This window comes from Actinomyces sp. oral taxon 170 str. F0386 (genome assembly GCF_000195595.1).
GTDB lineage: Bacteria > Actinomycetota > Actinomycetes > Actinomycetales > Actinomycetaceae > Actinomyces.
Genome location: NZ_GL882529.1, coordinates 1 through 18,108 on the forward strand (window position 1 = coordinate 1; position 18,108 = coordinate 18,108).

General features: G+C 67.9%; 13 protein-coding genes. 4 read left to right on the forward strand and 9 right to left on the reverse strand.

Annotation, left to right across the window (positions count from 1 at the left end):
- Positions 1 to 398 (forward strand): hypothetical protein (locus HMPREF9056_RS14040; protein ID WP_216593597.1); only part of this gene is annotated, 398 nt, incomplete at its 5' end.
- 148 nt (positions 399 to 546) lie between these two features.
- On the opposite strand, the gene HMPREF9056_RS03975 is transcribed toward HMPREF9056_RS14040, so the two are convergent.
- Together HMPREF9056_RS03975 and HMPREF9056_RS03980 are read right to left on the reverse strand one after the other, a co-directional pair.
- On the reverse strand, positions 547 to 1,623 hold the full coding sequence (locus HMPREF9056_RS03975) for a glycosyltransferase family 2 protein (protein ID WP_009403048.1): 1,077 nt from the start codon (positions 1,621 to 1,623) through the stop codon (positions 547 to 549).
- Complete coding sequence (locus HMPREF9056_RS03980) at positions 1,620 to 2,678, reverse strand: glycosyltransferase family 2 protein (RefSeq protein ID WP_034513741.1); 1,059 nt, start codon at positions 2,676 to 2,678, stop codon at positions 1,620 to 1,622. The genes HMPREF9056_RS03975 and HMPREF9056_RS03980 overlap by 4 nt, the downstream gene beginning before the upstream one ends.
- 237 nt (positions 2,679 to 2,915) lie before the next feature.
- On the opposite strand from HMPREF9056_RS03980, the gene HMPREF9056_RS03985 reads away from it, so the two are divergent.
- Complete coding sequence (locus tag HMPREF9056_RS03985) at positions 2,916 to 3,977, forward strand: glycosyltransferase family 2 protein (RefSeq protein WP_009403050.1); 1,062 nt, start codon at positions 2,916 to 2,918, stop codon at positions 3,975 to 3,977.
- 77 nt (positions 3,978 to 4,054) lie between these two features.
- Here the strand turns inward: HMPREF9056_RS03985 and HMPREF9056_RS03990 are convergent, their stop codons facing one another.
- The 4 genes from HMPREF9056_RS03990 to HMPREF9056_RS04005 form a co-directional block, all read right to left on the reverse strand.
- Positions 4,055 to 5,026 carry a diaminopimelate dehydrogenase gene (locus tag HMPREF9056_RS03990; protein WP_009403051.1) on the reverse strand — a complete coding sequence of 324 codons (972 nt, stop codon included), beginning with the start codon at positions 5,024 to 5,026 and terminating at the stop codon, positions 4,055 to 4,057.
- Between the two features lie 383 nt (positions 5,027 to 5,409).
- On the reverse strand, positions 5,410 to 8,493 hold the full coding sequence (locus HMPREF9056_RS03995; RefSeq protein WP_009403056.1) for a LamG domain-containing protein: 3,084 nt from the start codon (positions 8,491 to 8,493) through the stop codon (positions 5,410 to 5,412).
- Positions 8,494 to 8,936: 443 nt separating this feature from the next.
- Positions 8,937 to 9,608, reverse strand: coding sequence for a hypothetical protein (locus HMPREF9056_RS04000; protein ID WP_034513752.1), 672 nt, complete (start codon positions 9,606 to 9,608; stop codon positions 8,937 to 8,939).
- 152 nt (positions 9,609 to 9,760) lie between these two features.
- Positions 9,761 to 11,275, reverse strand: a complete 1,515-nt coding sequence (locus tag HMPREF9056_RS04005) for a hypothetical protein (RefSeq protein WP_034513743.1) — start codon at positions 11,273 to 11,275, stop codon at positions 9,761 to 9,763.
- Between the two features lie 706 nt (positions 11,276 to 11,981).
- On the opposite strand from HMPREF9056_RS04005, the gene HMPREF9056_RS04010 reads away from it, so the two are divergent.
- Together HMPREF9056_RS04010 and HMPREF9056_RS04015 are read left to right on the forward strand one after the other, a co-directional pair.
- Positions 11,982 to 13,151, forward strand: a complete 1,170-nt coding sequence (locus HMPREF9056_RS04010; protein WP_034513745.1) for a DUF1972 domain-containing protein — start codon at positions 11,982 to 11,984, stop codon at positions 13,149 to 13,151.
- Entirely contained in the window at positions 13,148 to 14,320 is a 1,173-nt protein-coding gene (locus tag HMPREF9056_RS04015) for a glycosyltransferase family 4 protein (protein WP_172635237.1), read from the forward strand. The genes HMPREF9056_RS04010 and HMPREF9056_RS04015 overlap by 4 nt, the downstream gene beginning before the upstream one ends.
- Positions 14,321 to 14,419: 99 nt before the next feature.
- On the opposite strand, the gene HMPREF9056_RS04020 is transcribed toward HMPREF9056_RS04015, so the two are convergent.
- From HMPREF9056_RS04020 to HMPREF9056_RS04030, 3 genes are all read right to left on the reverse strand, one after another.
- Positions 14,420 to 15,325: a hypothetical protein gene (locus tag HMPREF9056_RS04020; protein WP_009403064.1), complete on the reverse strand. Its 906-nt coding sequence runs from the start codon at positions 15,323 to 15,325 to the stop codon at positions 14,420 to 14,422.
- A gap of 122 nt (positions 15,326 to 15,447) precedes the next feature.
- A complete protein-coding gene (locus tag HMPREF9056_RS04025) occupies positions 15,448 to 16,182 on the reverse strand; it encodes a CDP-alcohol phosphatidyltransferase family protein (RefSeq protein WP_009403065.1) in 735 nt (244 codons plus the stop codon).
- Between the two features lie 165 nt (positions 16,183 to 16,347).
- Positions 16,348 to 17,628: an oligosaccharide flippase family protein gene (locus HMPREF9056_RS04030; RefSeq protein WP_009403066.1), complete on the reverse strand. Its 1,281-nt coding sequence runs from the start codon at positions 17,626 to 17,628 to the stop codon at positions 16,348 to 16,350.
- Between the last annotated feature and the right edge of the window lie 480 nt (positions 17,629 to 18,108).

Consider the following 18,108-nt stretch of genomic DNA (forward strand, 5'->3'; position numbering starts at 1 on the left):
ATTCCACTGAAAGGAAATCCAACACTATGATTGATCCTACTGTTCTAGAAGTGCTTTTTATGGGATTCGAAGGGGAAACGAGCGCTTTTGAGGCATTCAATGCAGTACGAAAAATGGAGAACCTCGACACCAACTCGGCTACCATAAGAACCCGCGAAATCCTAACTCAACTAACCGCGCTCAACTGGATTAACCTATGGCTAGGAAATCCCTACACAAGGGCCCCAGAGCCTCATCCTGGCGACCCAAACGGGACCGACATAGTCACCAGCGAGAGAGTGCGTTCCATGGACGACCCAGATGGCCGCATGCTGGTGTATGACATTACTGCTGACGGCGAAGTTATCATTGGAGAAGAAATGGGCGTTAAACGCAGCCGCACAACCCTCTCCGAATAAACCGTCTTTTAGGTTGACAATTTAACGGAAAGGGATTTTTCGACACGGACCGCCATCCCGAAAAGCTTCACTCACTCCAATTCACCTTCATCCGTTGGCTTTGCCGCTCCTTGATTCACCTTTCGACACCGATTCACTCGGCACCGCCTCAGTGGTCGTACTCGCGGTGGACGCCGCCTCCGACGCTGGCCGCCAGGATGCCGCGGCCACGGGCCAGCAGCCGGGCCCCCTTGGCAGCGTGCCTGGGGCTGCCGATGAGGGTTCCACCGGCTGTTCGCAGGCCGCCCAGGACGATCCGCACCAGGCCACCGGCCGCGGCCCGGGCCCGGATCGCAGGCTGCACACCGCCTCCTGCCAGGGCCAGCTCGACTCGCACCGAGGTGGCGGCGTGGGAGCGCTGCCGGCGCAGGATCCAGGGCCGGGTGAGTCGGGAGGCCGGGACGTGATCGCGCACGCGCGCCTCGTCGCACCACCGGATGACACCCCCGGCGGCGCTCAGCCGACGGGTGAAGAGCGTGTCCTCTCCCCCGGTAGCGCCGAAGGCCTCATCAAAACGCAGCCCGGCCCGGCGCACGAAGCCCAGGTCCAGCAGCAGGCAGTTGGAGGCCGCCACCGGGCGAACAGTGCCCGTGGGCCAGGTCCTGCGCACGAAAAACTCCCCCTGACGCACCCACTCCTCCGGCTCAACCTCGTAGACCGGGATGACGGGCCCGGCCACCGCCTGGCAGCCGGTGGAGGCCCACAGCCCCACGAGCGCGGCGAGCCAGCCGGGCTCGGGATCCTCATCGTCGTCGATGAAGATGAGCAGGTCGCGCTCAGCGGTCTCATCGAGCGCGCGGTTACGCACCGCCGCCACTCCAGGCCGCTCCTCGACGACGTAGCGCACGCTCATGCCCCCCGACTCCACCGACGCATCCGCTGGGAAGCGCACCGGCACGCCGGCATCCGCAGCCGCGGCGAGGGCGGCCTCGCGCCCGGAGCCCTGCGCGTCGTTGTCGATGACGAGGACCTCGATGTCGGAGACGTCCTCACCGGCGCCACCTTTCGCATCCGTCGCGCCCGCCGCGTCGTCCTCAGTACCGGCCTCGGCATCGGTCCGGGGACCGGACGCCTCCGTGGTCGGGCCGGCGGCCAGCTCACTGGCCTGTTCCAGGACCCCGCCAACGGCTCGCTTCAGGTCCTCAGGGCGCCTGAAAGTGGGGATGGCGATCGTCAGCCGGCTCATGCGCTCTTCCTTCCAGCCTGCGCCCTACTCCGTCGACTGCGAGGGCGGCCGTACTCGCGCACATGCACGCCCAGCGCCCCCACGACCATGCCCAGTCCTCCGCGCGAGGAGACCTCGTAGCGGGCCTGCGCGGGCACATCACCGCGGATGCGGGCCACACCGGCGCGAGCCCCGTCGACGCCGGCCTTGGCCAGTCCCTTGGCGCCGTAGCCCAGGCGCAGCCTCAGACGCGCCCACATCCCGGACGCGCCGTCGTCAGCAGGCCCGGCCGTGTCGATACGCACCCGGGCCCAGGACGAGCCCGAGCGCAACGAGCGCTCCAGCACCCAGGCACGCCTGGCACGGGCGGCGGGCACGCGCTTGGTGACAACCGCCCCGGCCGCGAAGCGGATGGCCTCACCGGCCCGGGTGAGCTGGCGGGTGAACAGGGAGTCCTCGCCGCCGGTGAGCCCGTAGCGCGGGTCGAAGCGCAGTCCCAGGCGCTCGACGACGCCCAGGTCCAGGAGCAGGTTGCCGGTGTCGGCGCTGCGCACCTGGGCTCCGTCGGCGGCCTCCCAGGAGTCGAAGGCGCCAGAGGCGGTCACCCACGGCGAGGGGGCGACCTCGAAGGTCGGTGGCGTGGGGCCGGTGACCGCGGCACAGCCCTGGGCCTGCCAGGTGCCCACCAGGGCGGCCAGCCAGCCCGGTGAGGGGATCTCGTCGTCGTCGATGAAGACGAGGGCGTCGGAGCCGTGGGCCTCGCTCAGGGCGCGGTTGCGTCCGGCCACGATCCCCGGCTCGGGCTCGTGGACGTAGACCAGCCTCGACGTCGCAGCCGCGCCCGCCGAGTCATCCCGCCCGGAGAGCTCCGACGACTCCGGTTGCTCACCGCCCAGCGCCACCCGAGCCGCCTCGACAACAGCCCGCGCGCCGGCCTGCGGGTCGTTGTCCACGATGAGGACGCTCACCATCGTCTCCGGCCCGGAGACGTCGTCGGCCTGTTCCAGCAGCTGAGGGATGACCTGCGCCAGGTACTCGTTGCGGCGGTAGGTGAGCATCGCGATGGTCAGGTGCACGTCCAGCCCCGTCCTTCCTCCCGCCTGCCGGCGGCTCACGGCGTGATATCAAGGACTAACGGTACTATCACGAGCCGGGCGCGCCCGACGGTGAGAGTACCCGCCCGACATCGTCACACCGCCGAACCTGTCGGGGGTATCGCGCTCGCAACGCCACATCGCATGGAATACCTTGAGACTCCGTGAGTCATCGTTTCTGCTCCAGATCTCGTCCGCACCCGGAAGGCCCCTGTTCCCATGACCGCCACCCCCGAGCCCGACCAGCGCACCGACACCGCTGAGGCCACCGAGCCGACCGCTCCCCAAGCCGACGAGAGCAATAACGCCACTGCCGGGCTCTCCGGCCGTGAGCTGCTCTCCCGCACGGCAGTCGTCGTCGTCAGCTATGACTCGGCGGCGCTGCTGGAGCGCACGCTGGCGCGGGTGGCCGAGGACTCCCCCGAGGCCCGCATCGTCGTCGTGGACAACTACTCCACGCCCGCCGCCCGCGAGGAGCTGGTGGCGCTGGCCTCCTCGTGCGGCTGGGAGGCGGTGCTGCCGGAGACGAACACGGGCTTCGGCGGTGGCATGAACCTGGGTGCGGCCCGGGCCCGCGAGCTCGGCGCCGACCTGCTCGTCCTGCTCAATCCCGACGCCGTCATCGGTCGGGCCGACCTCATCCGGTTGGCGGCCCGGGCGCACGCGGACCGGCTGGCGCTGGTGGCGCCGGTGCTCAAGGACTCCAGCGGCCGCATCGTCTCCGACGGGATCGTCGTGTGCCTGGCCGACGGCTCGATGCGCTCGCGCCGCTCACCGCGCCTGATCCCCCCGGGCGGCACCCAGCCGTGGCTCTCGGGGGCCTGCCTGGCCCTGTCGGCGGAGCTGTTCGAGGCCGTCGGTGGCTTCGACGCGCGCTACTTCCTCTACTGGGAGGACGTGGACTTCTCAGCCCGGGTGCTCGCGGCCGGCGGCAGCCTGGACCTGGCGCGCGATGCCGTCGCCGTCCACGACGAGGGCGGCACCCACTCCGAGAGCGACCAGTCCGATCGGGCCAAGTCGGACATCTACTACTACTACAACGTGCGCAACCGGCTGCTGTACGCGGGGCTGCACCTGGACCGGGCCACGCAGCGCCGCTGGGTGGCCACCGCCGGCCGAGCCGCCCGCGAGATCGTCCTGCGCGGCGGCAAGCGCCAGCTCCTGAGCACCCGACGCCCGCTCGTCACGGCGGCGCAGGGCACACGCGACGGCCTGAAGCTGCTCCGGGCGGCTCGTCGCGGCGAGCTGCCCGACGTCGACGCCCCTATCGCCCGCAACTGATTCTGCCGAACTCCCCGCGTCCCGCCGCCACCGGCTCGGCCTTCGGCGGCGGGACGCCTCCCACCGGTCTGCGTGCCTTAGAGGTAGTGGGCGCGCAGGTCCTCGGGAGCCGTGGCGGACAGGTCAGCGAGCGTCACGTCGAAGACGGTGCGCGCGCCGGACTCACCTCGAGCAGCCAGCCTCGCCACCGCGCGCGCCATAGCGGCCACGACCGAGCCGGTGAACTCCGGGTTGGAGCCGAGCTGCAGCTCGAAGCTCACGGTCTCGGCCACGCCGTCGGAGGTGTGCCCGCGGCGGATGACGGAGCCGCCGTGCGGGATCCCGGCGTGCTCGGCGGCCAGCTCCTCGGCGCTGATGAAGGTGACGGTGGTGTCGTAGTTGGCGAAGTAGTTGGGCATCTCCACGATCTCCCGCTCGATGCGGGCCAGGTCGGCACCCTCCTCGGCCACGACGTAGCAGTCGCGCGTGTGCATGGAGCGGGTGGTCAGCTCGACGTCGTCGCCGGCCTTGATCGCAGCGACGGTCGCCTCCACCGGGCGGGTGTACTGCTTGGCGTCCACGACGCCGTCGATGCGGCGCAGGGCATCGGAGTGCCCCTGGGAGACGCCGGGTCCCCAGAACGTGGTGGTGGCGCCGTCTGGCAGGACGGCCTCACCCAGGACCCGCAACATGGAGAACAGGCCGGGGTCCCAGCCGGTGGAGATCAGGGCGACGCGCCCGGAGGCCTTGGCAGCGGCGTCGACGGCGGCGAAGTGCTCGGGAATACGGGCGTGGGTGTCGAAGGAGTCGACAGTGTTGAACAGGGCCGCGGCAGCCGGGGTCTGCTCGATCAGGTCGGTGGCCGATCCTCCGCAGTTCAGGCAGACATCGACTTTGTCCGCCCAGGCGGGCATGTCGTCCACGTGGGCGACGGGAGCCCCCTGAGTGGTGACTGTGGCCGGGTCGCGCCTGGTGAAGACGACGACGGTCTCCATGTCCGCGTTCTTGGTGATGGCCTGCTCGGCGCCGCGGCCGAGGTTGCCGTATCCGTTGATCGCTACCCTGATCATGGTTCCTCCTGGTGGGGTCTCACTACAGGGCGATCCTAGGGACGGACCGTGTTGCCGCCGTGTGACGTATCGGGGAGTGACCGGGTCCTGAGAGGTGGGGCTATAGACGCCCGGCAGGGTCCATGCGTTGGTGGTGAATACGGATCACATCAACACCACCACTCACGACATCCTTGCAGCCTTGGCAGCGATGAAGGCGTCGAAGTGGTCATCAAGACTGACGGAGATGTTCACTGACACGCCCATGTCCTACCAATTGTTGGTATCAACCTAGCGGTATCACACCCTGCCGAGAGCTGTTCACAGCACGTACCGAAACGGGTCGGGCCGGGAAGAAACGCGTCTTCCCGGCCCGACCCGCATGAGCGCTACGCCCGACGGCGTCAGTGCTGCTTGATGGTGACCTTGTCGACCGACAGGGTGACGGTCTCCGGCCCGGCCGAACCGGACATGTAGGTGGTCAGCCCCACGGTTCCGGCCTCGTTGAGAGTCTTGTCGTTGTCGACGACCTCGATCCCCCACTCGGTGGGCTCGGTGTCACCGGCCCAGAACTTGGTCTGGATGTTGGTCGACTCCGCGCCGTCAACCACCATGCGCAGGTGGAGGGGCTGGCCGGCCGTGTAGGGCTGCGGCAGCACGTAGGTGCCCAGGGCGGTCTCCCGTCCCTTGACCACGCGCGAGACCGTGACCACCGGGTTGCCGGCGCTGCCGATGCGGACCGTGGCCTGGTACTGGCCGGCCTTGGTGGTGCGCGCCGCGTAGGAGATGAACGCGCCGTTGCCGGAGGGCACCGCATCCAGCGAGAAGTCCACGACGGCGTCGGTCGATGTCGACTTGACCTGCTCGGAGACGATCGAGGCCGCCGAGCGCGGACCGGCCATGGCGACCCGGCCGCTGGTGCCGTCCGCGGAGAAGGCCGCGGCGTTCCAGGCGGTCTTCCACTCACCACCGGCGTTGGCCTTGCCCCAGCCGCCGTTCACACTGCGCTCGAAGGAGTCCTCCAGCAGAGCCTTGCCCTCCTCGGGCTTGCCCTTGCCGTCCTTACCATCCTTGCCGTTCTTGTTGTCCTTGCCGGCGTCACCCTGACCGCCGTTGTTGTCACCCTGATCGGCGGGCTGGACCTCCTTGCCGGTGGCGGCGGTGTAGTGCTCGGCGATCTGGCGGGCGGACAGCGGCGTGCTGTAGACAGCGGCCTCGTCGATGTCGGCCTGGATGTTGGTACTGGACGGCTGACCGTTGACGCCGTGGAGCGCGTCCCCACCGATGCGCCAGTAGCCGGAGTAGCTCTGGCCGGAGGTCATGGAGGCGTCGAAGGCCGCCACATTGCCGTCCACGTAGAGCATCGCGCCGGCGGTCGGGCTCATGGAGGCCACGATGTGGTGCCACTGACCGTCGTTGTAGCTCTTGGGCGTCGTGATCGTGGTCAGCCTGCCCGGGTAGAGCATGAAGCTGAGCGTGCCGTCATTGCGCATGTACACCATGCGGTCACGGCTCCACGACTGGTTGGTCGCGGAGGACCCATAGCCCATGATCTCCCCACCCGAGGTCGTGGTGGTGCGGACCCATGCCTCCATGGAGAAGGCGGAGGGGGCCTGGGAGGCCACTCGCGTGGCGGCGTGCGACTTGTTGTTGCCGTCCGAGGTCATGGCCAGCGACGCGCCGGACCCCAGAACGGACTCACCGCCGCGCTTGTAGGCCTTGCCGCGGATCGTCATGTTGCGCTGGGCCACGAAGTCCTCGGCCTTGTCACCGTCGGTCTCGTCGAAGGACCAGTAGTGGGCGGCGCCGTCGGCCAGGACACGGGCTCCGTACTTGCTCAGGCCCTGACCCTCACCGGCCTTGACAGTCACCCAGTCCGAGACCGTGGAGGCACCCCACTGGTCCGTCACCTGAACCCGGTACCGGTGAGTGCTTCCGGGGTCGACGACGTCGGTGGCGCTGAGGTCGGAGCGCTCCCAGAACCCGGCGGTCACCGACTGGCTGGAGACCGGCTGACCATTCATGGAGTCACGGAAGACGTTGTAGGTCAGGGTCTTGTCGTCACGGTCCCAGTTGGCCTTGAAGGACAGGGAGACGACGCCGGCGCGCGGGGAGGAGCCGGTGACCTTGAAGGCACCGCCCTTCTCCATGGGACCCTGCTTGTTGGGAGCGATGTCACGGCGGGCGAAGCGCACCAGACCCTGCTGGGCGGTGCCGTTGACGGCCAGGAACTCACCGCCGTAGACGATGTACTTGTCGTTGCCTTCAACGGTCCAGGTGGCCTGGGTGGCGCCGGAGATCTTACCCGGCGTGAAGTCGGGGTAGAAGTTGAGGTTGGTGGTGGCCGCCTGGCCCTCGTAGCTCTGGTAGCTGTTGTGGTGGGTCGCCTCGACCGTCCCGGTGGGGGCGTTCGTGTAGGCCACCGCATTGTGGTACTGGTTGGTGACGTCGGGGAAGCCCCCGATGTTGGAGCAGTCGTGGGAGTGGCTGGCGGCATAGACGACGTCACCGGCGGGCAGCACGTCGTAGGAGTCTCCGTGGCAGTCGGCCATGTAGTCGATGTTCCCGGTGGTCCAGTTCAGGCGCATGACGCCCTCGAAGGAGCCGGTCTGGGAGTAGCTCGCGGTGTACAGACCCTGCTCATCGGCCTTGACGCTCATGACCGAGGCCCAGGCGCCGGCTCCGCGGACCACGCTGGAGGCATTGTTGTGACGCAGGCTGCCGTCGTTCTCCAGGATCGCGAGGCCGTATCCGGGCTTGTCGCTGCCCTCGACGGACTCGAAGGCCCCGCCGATGGCCACGGCTGAACCGTCCGAGGCTCCGACGATGCTGCGGACGTAGTAGTTGTCCACCTTCGGTGCGAAGCCCGTCAGCTGCTGGGTATTCAGGTTGATCGCGGCGGCGCGCTGGCGGGCCGAGGAGTTGATCTGGGTGAAGGCGCCGCCGATGTAGAGGGTCTGACCGTCAGCGGAGACGCTGAGGGCCTTGACACTGCCGTTGGCCGCAGCCCCCAGACGTGCGCGCTGACCGTCGGCCGCCCTGACTGCACCAACGCGCCACGCGGTCTGGTCGTTCAGCGTCGTGAACTCCCCACCCAGGTAGAGCGTCTGGCCGTCGGCGGAGGCGGCGATCGTGTTGATGGTGCCGTTGGTGGTGGGCGCCCAGTCGAGGATCTCGCCGGTATTGATGTTGTAGGCCATCGCGTTGCCGCGCGGTGACTCATTCTGGCCGGCCGGCGAGCCCGCCGGCCTGACAGAGGAGAACTTACCAACGGCGTAGACGATGTCACCCACCACGACCTGGTCCCAGACGATGCCGTTGATCTGGGCAGTGGGCAGGGCGTCGGCGGAAACAGTGCTGGGCGTGCCGCCAGCACCGGCAGGGGCCGGATCGGCGGCCGCAGGTGCTGTGGGGGACAGCGTAACGGCACCTAGGGGAACAAGAGCCGCGGCTAGCAAGCCGCTCAGGAGTCGGCGGGGGAGCTTCACAGGTATTCCATTCAGAACATACTCAGATCACGGACACGCAACCTTACGAATGGCTGGTATTCCGCACCCGACCAGGGTCGACGGGCTGGCTTATCGTACACCGACGACAACTCGTTTGCCGACCCTTTAGCGAACACCACAGTGCCGACCACCCCTGCATGAAACCAACCTTTTGCTCAAATACCAGCAAAAACAAGCCATTTCAAAGATTCCACCGCTCCCATAGGACTCAACCATCAGAATCGTCTGTTCATGTAGACGTCACTCAGGTTGACCCCAGAGCTGGTTCAGGCAATGTCACAGCAGGACAACATGGCCGCCCCCTGCCCGAGCAGTTCACCCGCCTCCACGCACACCGAGGCGCCGCCCGCACTCGCTTGGGCGAGTAGCGGGCGGCGCCTGAGCTGGATGAGGTCGGGGACGACCCCCGGGGAGGCTCGGGATCAGCCGGCCGAACCCCGGAAGGTGGCAGCACCATGGCCGGCCCCCAGGTCGACGACGACCTTGACACTCCCGCGCCCCTCGGCCGGGATGACGAAGGCGCGATTGACGGTCACCGTCTGACCGGCGGCGAGCGTGGCCGGCGCTGCGTCCGAGGCCGAGATGATCTCACTGGCCGGCGTCCCACCGCCCTCGCCGTAGTTGACCGTCGTGGACAGCACACTGGCGAGAGCAACATCCTGGCCGGAGTTGTTCGTCACCGTCACCGGCACCATGACTCCGGGACCACCGACCTCACCGGGCCCACTGGCGAAGTCCTGCGCCTGCAGCTGTCCCAGGGAGATGACCACGTCCCCGTCGATACGGACAGACTTGTCCAGCGGTACCTCGGGGTACTCGTCCTTCGACAGGTCACCGTTCTCGACAGCATTGGGGTCGATCGAGGAGGCGTCCGGAGTGGCGACGTTGCTGTCCTCCGACGGCGACGGAGGCGCCGCCGTGGGCTGGGCGGTCTGGACCGTCGGGGTGGCGGCGGCCGACGCCGCAGGAGCGGAGGCCGAGCCACTGGCGGACACAGGGGCGGAGGCGGAGGAGCTGGCGGCGCTGTTGGACTTCCCGCCTCCGCAGGCGGCCAGTCCCAGCCCCAGAACCAGAACAGTGGGCAGGATCAGTATGCGAGTTCGTGACACGTGCCGAAGCGTACGACCTCCACCGCGCACAGCGGCACCCTCAGGGGCCACTGAGTTCGGGAGCACACTGTGAGCAGCCATAGAACCGGATGACTCAGCGGATAAACCGCGGCGGGCTGACCCGACGGGACTCATGGTCACCACCACCACCAGCCGCCACCCTGGTTGTTGTCATCGGCATCCTGGTCCCAACCGTCCTGGTTGTCCCAGTCGTCCTGCTTGTTCTTGCCCTTCTTGTTCTTCTTGTCCTTCTTCTTGTCCTTGCCTTTGTCGTTGTCGCCGTTATTGCCGTCGTCACCATTGTTGCCGTTGTTGCCATCGTCGCCCTGAGCGTTGGGGTTGCCCCCGCTCATGGAGAAGCGAACGAGACCCTGCTGGGAGGCGCCGTTGACGGCCACGAACTCGCCGCCGTAGACGAGGTACTGGCTGTTACCCTCGACGGTCCACACCGCCTGACTCAGGCCGGTGTAGTTGCCGTTCTCAAAACCGGGCAGGAAGCCGTTGTACTGGGTGGGGGCGGGCAGCCCCGCGTAGTCGCTGTAACCACTGGCCGTGTTGGATCCCACGGTGCCCGTCGCCGTGCTGGAGAAACCGACGGCGTGGTGGTAGACGCCTTCGTTCGAACGATCGGCGAAGCCTCCGATGTTACTGCAGTCGTGAGCGTGACTGGCGACGTAGATGACGTCGTTGGTGGGCAGCACGTCATAGGTGTCACCGTGGCAGTCGGCCATGAGGTCGATGTCCCCCGTGGTCCAGCTGGCACGGAACGTCCCCTCGAAGGTCCCCTCCTGGGAGTATCCGGTGCCGTAGAGACCCTTGGAGTCCGACTTCAGGCTCATGATCCCGGAGTTGGTTCCGGCATTTCGGATGACGCTGGCGATATTGGTATGCCGTAGGGACCCGTCCTTCTCCAGGATGGCGATGCCGTAGGCGTCGGAGGACCCTCCCACCGAGGTGAAGGAGCCTCCGATCGCCACCGCGGAGTTGTCAGCCGCCACCGTGATTGAGCGCACGATGGAGTCGTCAACTGAGGGGGCGAAGCTGTTGACCGTATGGGTCTTAAGGTCCACGGCACCCGCGCGCTGACGGGCCGAGGAGTTGATCTGCGTGAAGGTGCCCGCCATGTACAGGGTGGAGCCGTCGGGCGAGAGCTCCAGGTCCATGACGGCCCCGTTGGCCGAGGCGCCCAGCGGCTTGCGCGCACCCGCAGCATCCACAGCGGCCACCCGGTAGACGGTCTCGTCGTTGACGGAGGTGAAGTTGCCACCGAGGTAGATGGTGGATCCATCGGCCGAGGCCTCGACCGCGTTGATCTTGCCGTTGACCTTGGGCGCCCAGTCCAGCAGCGCACCGGTGGTGATGTCGAAGGCCATGGCGTTGTAGCGAGGAGACTCGTTCTCACCAGCAGCGGCGCCGGCAGGACGAGCGTTCTTGAACTCCCCGACGACGTAGACCGTGTTGCCCACGACCGCCTGATCCTGGACGACGCCGTCGATCTGAGCGGTGGGGAGGGCCTGCGGGGAGGCGAGGTTCACCTGCCCCTGTGCAGCAGCGGCCGGAGGTGCGGCAGTAGGGGCGACGAGCGCGCCGAGAGCGAGAGGGAGGGCGGTGAGGACCGCCCCCACGCTGGAGACAGCACGGGAAGGATGCACGAGTGCTCCGTTCTTAAGACGTGAGGGAACTTGGGTGGTGGCGCAGTATGACGGGGCGGCCCCGCCACAGGCCCGAGCGGCAAGCGGCGAGGCCGGCGCCACCTACGAGGCTATTACAGAGGTAACGCTTTGATAACGGTTCAAGGAAAGATTGTTTCGCCTCCCATTGTGCAATCAATCACTCATAGCATAAGGAGCGCACCCCTATCCACTTTTCTCACAGATAGCCTCTCATTAAACAGCGCCATCTTCCACACCTGATTCTTGACTGGAATATCCAGCCCTCACTCAGGTGGAGTAGACCACTCGTCCTGGCACTCGACCGGCCTGTGGATCTGCGGCCCGGACGAGCTCGAACAGCCCACTGGTGCCGTCCCACCACGCTCCTGCGCCTGAGGTACTCCACGGGATCGGTGCTCGTTTCGGGCGCACCGGACCCCGTCTGCCTCTAGACTCCCACTGGGTGCGCCGAGCGTGCCGGGTGCAGGCCGTGCAACCGGCCCAGTCCACCGGGCGCCGGCGGCCTCGCGGGCGAGAGCCCGGACTCCTCGCTTACTCCTCGTTGCCGCCGACTCATCCATCACCCTTCTCACCCCTTCTCGGTGCTCCCCCGCCACTGCCGTGCTTGGCGGCCGCCCGACCAGGATCACCGGTTCCCACTTCTTCCCGGCCTCTACCGGCTCCGTCTCCCCCCGAAAGGACTCCGTTGACTGCTGTGAATCCGGACAGGCTCCGCATCGCCATGATCGGGACGCGAGGCGTCCCCGCCCGGTACGGAGGTTTCGAGACCGCCATCGAGGAGGTGGGCCGGCGCCTGGCCGACCGAGGTCACCAGGTCCTCGTCTACTGCCGCAACCCTGAGCCGGAGACCCCGCTCCCCAGCACCTACCTGGGGATGCGACTGGTCGAGCTGCCCTCGGTGAAGAACCGCAGCCTGGAGACCCTGTCGCACACGGCCCTGTCAGTGGTCCACCTGCTGCGCCGCACTCATCCGGATGCGGCCTTCGTCTTCAACGCGGCCAACTCCCCCTTCCTGCCCGCGCTGCGCGCCGCCCGTGTCCCGGTGGCCACCCACGTCGACGGGCTGGAGTGGCGCCGTGGCAAGTGGGGGCCCACCGGCAAGCGCTACTACCGCGCAGCCGAGGCCCTGGCCGTGCGCTACTCCGACGCGCTCATCGCCGATGCCCAGGGCATCGCCGACTATTACACCGACGAGTTCAACGCCCCCACCGACCTCATCTCCTACGGGGCGCCCCGTATCACGGCGGATACCTCGCGCCTGTCCGAGCTGGACCTGACCCCCAAGAGCTTCCACCTGGTCGTCGCCCGCTTCGAGGTGGAGAACCACGTCGACGTCATCGTAGAGGGCTACGTGCGCTCCGGTGCCACGCTGCCGCTGGTCGTCGTCGGTTCGGCGCCCTACGCGGACGAGTACACCGCCCGCATCCAGTCACTGGCTGACGACCGGGTCCGTCTGCTCGGCGGCCTGTGGGACCAGGAGCTGCTCGACGCCCTCTACGCCGGCGCCCTGGTCTACTACCACGGTCACTCCGTGGGCGGCACGAACCCGTCCCTCCTACGCGCCATCGGCGCCGGGGCCGCGGTGGACGCCTTCGATGTCTCCTTCAACCGCGAGGTTCTGGGCGAGGCCGGCCGCTACTGGACCTCTCCCGACGACGTGGCCGCCCTGGTCACCTCCGCCGAGTCCGATGTCGAGGCCCAGGACGCGCGCGGCGGGGAGTCCCGCGAGCGCGCCGCTCTCTACGACTGGGACGAGGTTGCCTCCGGCTACGAGGCCCTGGCCCGCCGCCTGGCGCTGGAGGGTCCCACACGTCACCGCCCCTCCGGGCGCCGCACCGGGAAGATGAGCCTGTGAGCCGGGGGGAAGCGGGCGGCATGCGCACGGCCTCCCGGATCCTTGTGGCCCACCCCTCCCCCGACCTCTACGGCTCGGACTGGCAGCTCGTTGAGACGATCCACGGACTCATCGAGGCCGGCCACGAGGTTGTCGTGGCCCTGCCCCTGGACGGCCCCCTGGTCGAGGTACTACGCGACGCCGGTGCCCGTGTGGCCGTCATGCCCTTCACGGTGCTGCGCAAGGCTCTGCTGAGCCCCACAGGACTGGCGAGGCTGTCTGCCCAGGCCGCCCCGGAGATCGCGCGTCTGCGCGCGGTCATCCGCGCCAGCCGGGCCGAGGCGGTGCTCACCAACACGGTGACGATCCCGTGGTGGCCGGTGGCCGCCAGTGCGGCCGGAGTCCCGGTGCTGGCGCACGTGCACGAGGCCGAGGACACCCAGCGCCGGATCATCCGGGCCGGACTCAACGCCCCGCTGCTCGCGGCCTCTCGAATCGTGGCGAACTCCGGGGCCGCCCGTGACGCGCTCCTGGACGTTCAGCCGCGCCTGGCCCCACGCACGGAGGTCGTCCATAACGGGGTCGCCGGTCCAGACCAGCCTCTGGAGCCCCTGCGCCACCGCCGGCCCGGCGACCCGTTCCGGATCGCCATGGTCGGGCGCCTCTCCCCGCGCAAGGGCGTGGACGTGGCTCTCGACGCCGTCGGGCTGCTGCGCCGCTCGGGGGTGGATGCCTCCTTGAGCGTGTGCGGATCGGTCTTCCCCGGCTACGAGTGGTACGAGGCCGAGCTGCGCGAGCGCGCCGGCCGGCGGGACCTGGACGGGCACGTCGAGCTGCTCGGCTACGTCCGCCCCACCTGGCCGGTGCTGGAGGCCGCCGACGCCGTCGTCGTGCCCTCGAGGGCCGAGCCCTTCGGCAATACGGCAGTCGAGGCGATGCACGCCGCCAGGCCGCTCGTGGCCTCACGGGTCCAGGGCCTGGCGGAGGTCGTCACCGACGCGGTCACCGGCCTGCTCGTGCCCGCCGATGACGCCGCGGCCTTGGCCGAGGCCCTCGGGGCCCTGGCGACGGACCCCGACCTGGCCGGTCGGCTGGCCGAGCAGGGTAGGCGCGAGGCGGCCGAGCGGTTCTCCGTGTCCGGCTACCGCGCCACCATGGCCCGGATCGTCGGCGAGATCCTCGAGCGCTAGCCCACCGAGACCGACACATTTCGCGTAGCCCTACCGTATTTTGCAGGGCTACGCGAAAGGGGCCCGGTTCGGCGAGAGGCGGCGGGAGATTGCGAGGCGTCAGCGCCGGGCGGGGCGCAGGGGATCCTCGGCCAGCCCCAGGGACAGGCTGAACTCGTCCTCGAGAGGCTGGTCAGGCCGCTCGAAGGGGACGACGCCGTCGCACAGGAAGACGGCCATCTCCACGAAGCTGGAGAAGGAGGCCCCGATGAGGTGCTGGGAGCTGGCCAGCAGGTAGAGGTCGACCAGGCCCGAGCGCACGCCCTTGGTGGTGTTGTAGCCGCCCTTGTCGGTCAGGAAGACGCAGCCGTCGAACTCACCGGCCAGCTGGGCCTGGGCCTCGGGGGTATCGCAGGACAGGAAGAACGGGACGTCGGGGTGGTCGGCGCGAATCTGACGCATCCGGTTGGCGAACCACTCCACCGGCGAGGACTCGATGGTCTTGGCGTGAGAGACCGCATGGGTGCGCACCTGGATGCCGACGTAGGGGCGTCCGCGCAGGTGGGTGTCGTAGATGGATCGGACCTGGTCGGCGATCTCATCGACGGGGGTGAGCTCGCGCAGGCGCTCGGTCCAGGGGCGCGGCCCGATGCGGGCGCCTCCTTCCTCAGACCCATCCCTCCAGGCAGGGTCCTCCCAGGTGACGGGCAGGCCGTGGGAGTGGATCTGCCACAGGTGTGCGCGGCGCAGCGCAGGCGTGATCCGAACCCCCTTGGGCTGGCGGTACCGGGCCAGGGGAATGAGCGCCCGGGAGGTCAGCCGCGATACCGCGGTGCCCTCGTCGAAGTGCCAGAGCTCATCCATCCGGGGGCCGAAGTACTGGTCGGTGCTCCACACGTAGTAGAGGTCGCGGTCCTCGACCCGGGCGAGCTCCTGGGCGGACAGCAGCGCGCGCACGCGGTTACCCAGTCCGTCCTTACGTCCTGTATAGACCAGTAGCGCCTTGCGGCCGGTAATCAGAGTCATAAGAATCCTTAACAGAAGATTGCGGAAAAGGTTGTCGGGGACAGCGGATGCGCCGGTGAGCGACCCACCGTCTCCTCCGCTGTCGGGCCGGGAACCTGTCCGGCCGCGGGGAGGTCGACGACCTACTGGAGGTCGCTGCGCAGGTCGCGGTACCACTTGGGCAGAGCCAGGGCCACGTAGCCCGCGTAGCCCAGAAGCATGACGCCGTAGATCCACAGGAAGACCGTGGGGGCGAAGCGGGTCATGAGCACGAAGCACATGAGCCCGTAGTCCGTGGGAGCCGACAGGACCGACTTGATGATGCCCGGACGGGACTCGTCCTTGGCCAGAGGCGTACCACCCTGATAACGCAGCTGGTAAGTGAGAATGTAACTGAAGAAGTGGATATTCTGAATCGCTCCGAAAGCGAGCGGAATAAGCAGGACCGAGGCTGGAAGATCCGCGAACCGGAAAAGGGAGATGGCAATGGCGCCATGAATTGTTGAGAGCTTGATAACGTCAGCGACATGGTCAAGCCATTCACCGGCCTTTGAACCACCGTTGCGCAATCGTGCCAGCTGTCCGTCAGCGGCGTCGAGGGCATAACCGAACATGAGCAGCAGAGCAGTCACCACGGTGGACACGACTGTAGGACGCCACAGGGCAATGAGAGCGATGCCACTGTAGGTGCACAGCGCGGAGAACACCGTCACCTGATCCGGGGTCGCACCCATCCGGTGGGCGACCGCGGCCAGGACCCGGCCTGCGGGGCGGTTGATGATGCGGGAGTAGAGGGGGGCACCGGCCTTGGACTTCTGGGCACGAGACAGGGCCCTGATGTTCTCGGCGATGGTGGGGGAACCGGTAGGGGAGCTCATGAGGCATCTCCTTGAATGGGGCCCGTGGAGCCGGGCCGGGATGATGGACGGCGAGGAACGCTGAGGAGGGGAGTCAGGGAGGGACGGGGATCAGGCGAGCGGGTCAGGGCGGCGCAGGTGCACAGGTGGCACCGGCGGGCTCGGAGTCGTCGGCGGCGAGGCTACTCATCGCCCCGCCTCCTGCACCTGCGGCTGGGCCAGCTCACGACGGCGTCGGGCGACGTCCCGGCGCACCCACCAGGCGTACGGGATGATCTGGCACAGGACCACCGAGATCACCGAGCCCAGGATAGGCCCGGCGGCGTCGAAGGGCCCAATGAGGACCCAGGAGACGGCGAGGTTCATCGGCACCAGGACGAGAACCGGGATCACCTGGAACTGCAGCCCGCGCGGATCGGTCATGTACATGCCCAAAGGCTGCTTGCCGGCCTCGACGGCGACGTAGACGGCGAAGGCCCACACGAGAGCGACCGGCAGGACGATCTTGCCGTGGGACATGACCCGGGCGGCCCAGGGAGTGACAGCCACCAGGGCGAGCGCCAGGAGGAAGCCGCCACCACTGAAGATCATCGCCGGCTTGAAGGGGTTCTCGATGCGCTTGTCAGCGCGGGCGCGAGCGAACATGGGCCACATGGCGACGCCGGCCGCCATGACGGTCTGGGTCAGCATGTTGAACAGGTTGTTGGCCAGGTTGTACTCGGCCAGGGCCTGCGACTGGCCCAGGTGGGACAGGAGGAGCCGGTCGGTCTGGAAGGCGATCGGGATGGCCAGGGACTGGAGGAGCTGGGGGCCCGCGGTGTTGACAATGCGCACCCCTCGCACGCTGCGCAGACGGGGCACGTCCTTGAGGGCGCCCCGGAACAGGGGACGGGTGGCGCGCCACGCGACGACGATGCAGATGACCGAGACCAGCGCGTTGGCGATGTAGGAGTAGATGGACACGGCGTTGCCGCGCCCCAGGCCAGTGACGATGGCCAGCAGCAGGAAGCAGGACATGGCCGGGGAGACGACCCCCTGGCTGATGACCTGCATGGCCGAGCGACCCAGGCCGATGATGACGCGCTGCCCCACGGACAGCGGCAGGGCCGCGGCGTAGATGATGAGGCAGACGGTGGCAGTGAGCCCGCCACCGTCCATGAGCTTGCTCCCCAACAGCCAGGGCCAGGCCCCCAGCAGCATGATGACGATGCCGACGGTGCTGATGACCAGCGCGGAGCCGAGCAGCACCCGGACGGCGGTGGTGATCGTGCGCCGCACAGTCGAGTCATGGGAGGGATCGGTCGAGCTCGCCACCGTGTTGAGAATGACTGCACCGATCCCCAGGTCGGTGAAGGGCATGAGGGTGGGGAAGGTGGCCAGCAGACCGTACTGGGCGAAGGCGTCGGCACCGAAGTGCCTGATGATGAGACTGGTGTTGACCAGCCCGAAGACACCCGAGATCCCCATGACCACAACCTTGGCCACGGCTGTGGTTCCCACAGACGACCAGCTGGCGCCCGACGACGCCCCCCGCCGGAGCGCCCCGCCCAGCCGCTGCAGCGGCGAGAGCCGAGCGGCCAGGGTCGGCGCCGTCCCGGCACCCCTGTCAACCGCTGAAGGGGTTGCGGCGCCTGCCGTATCCGGTGGGCGCCGACGGTGGACGGCGCCCACCGGGTCGTCGCCCACCGAAGAGGACGGCACGGGCGCCGAAGAACTCGACTGGGTCACATCGCACTCCTGATGTTGTAGGAAGGTCACAATCCGGCATCGGGGGGATACCTGAGGACAGGCACGAGAGTAGACGCATCATGATCGGCGACCTGCTATCTTTTGTTTATCGACTTGTGACATTGACCGACCCCTACCCACCCCCCTTGGCACAACCCCAGAAAACTGGCTCTGACCAGCCAGAACACCCCCCTCTGGGAGAATCCTGAAAGGTCCCTC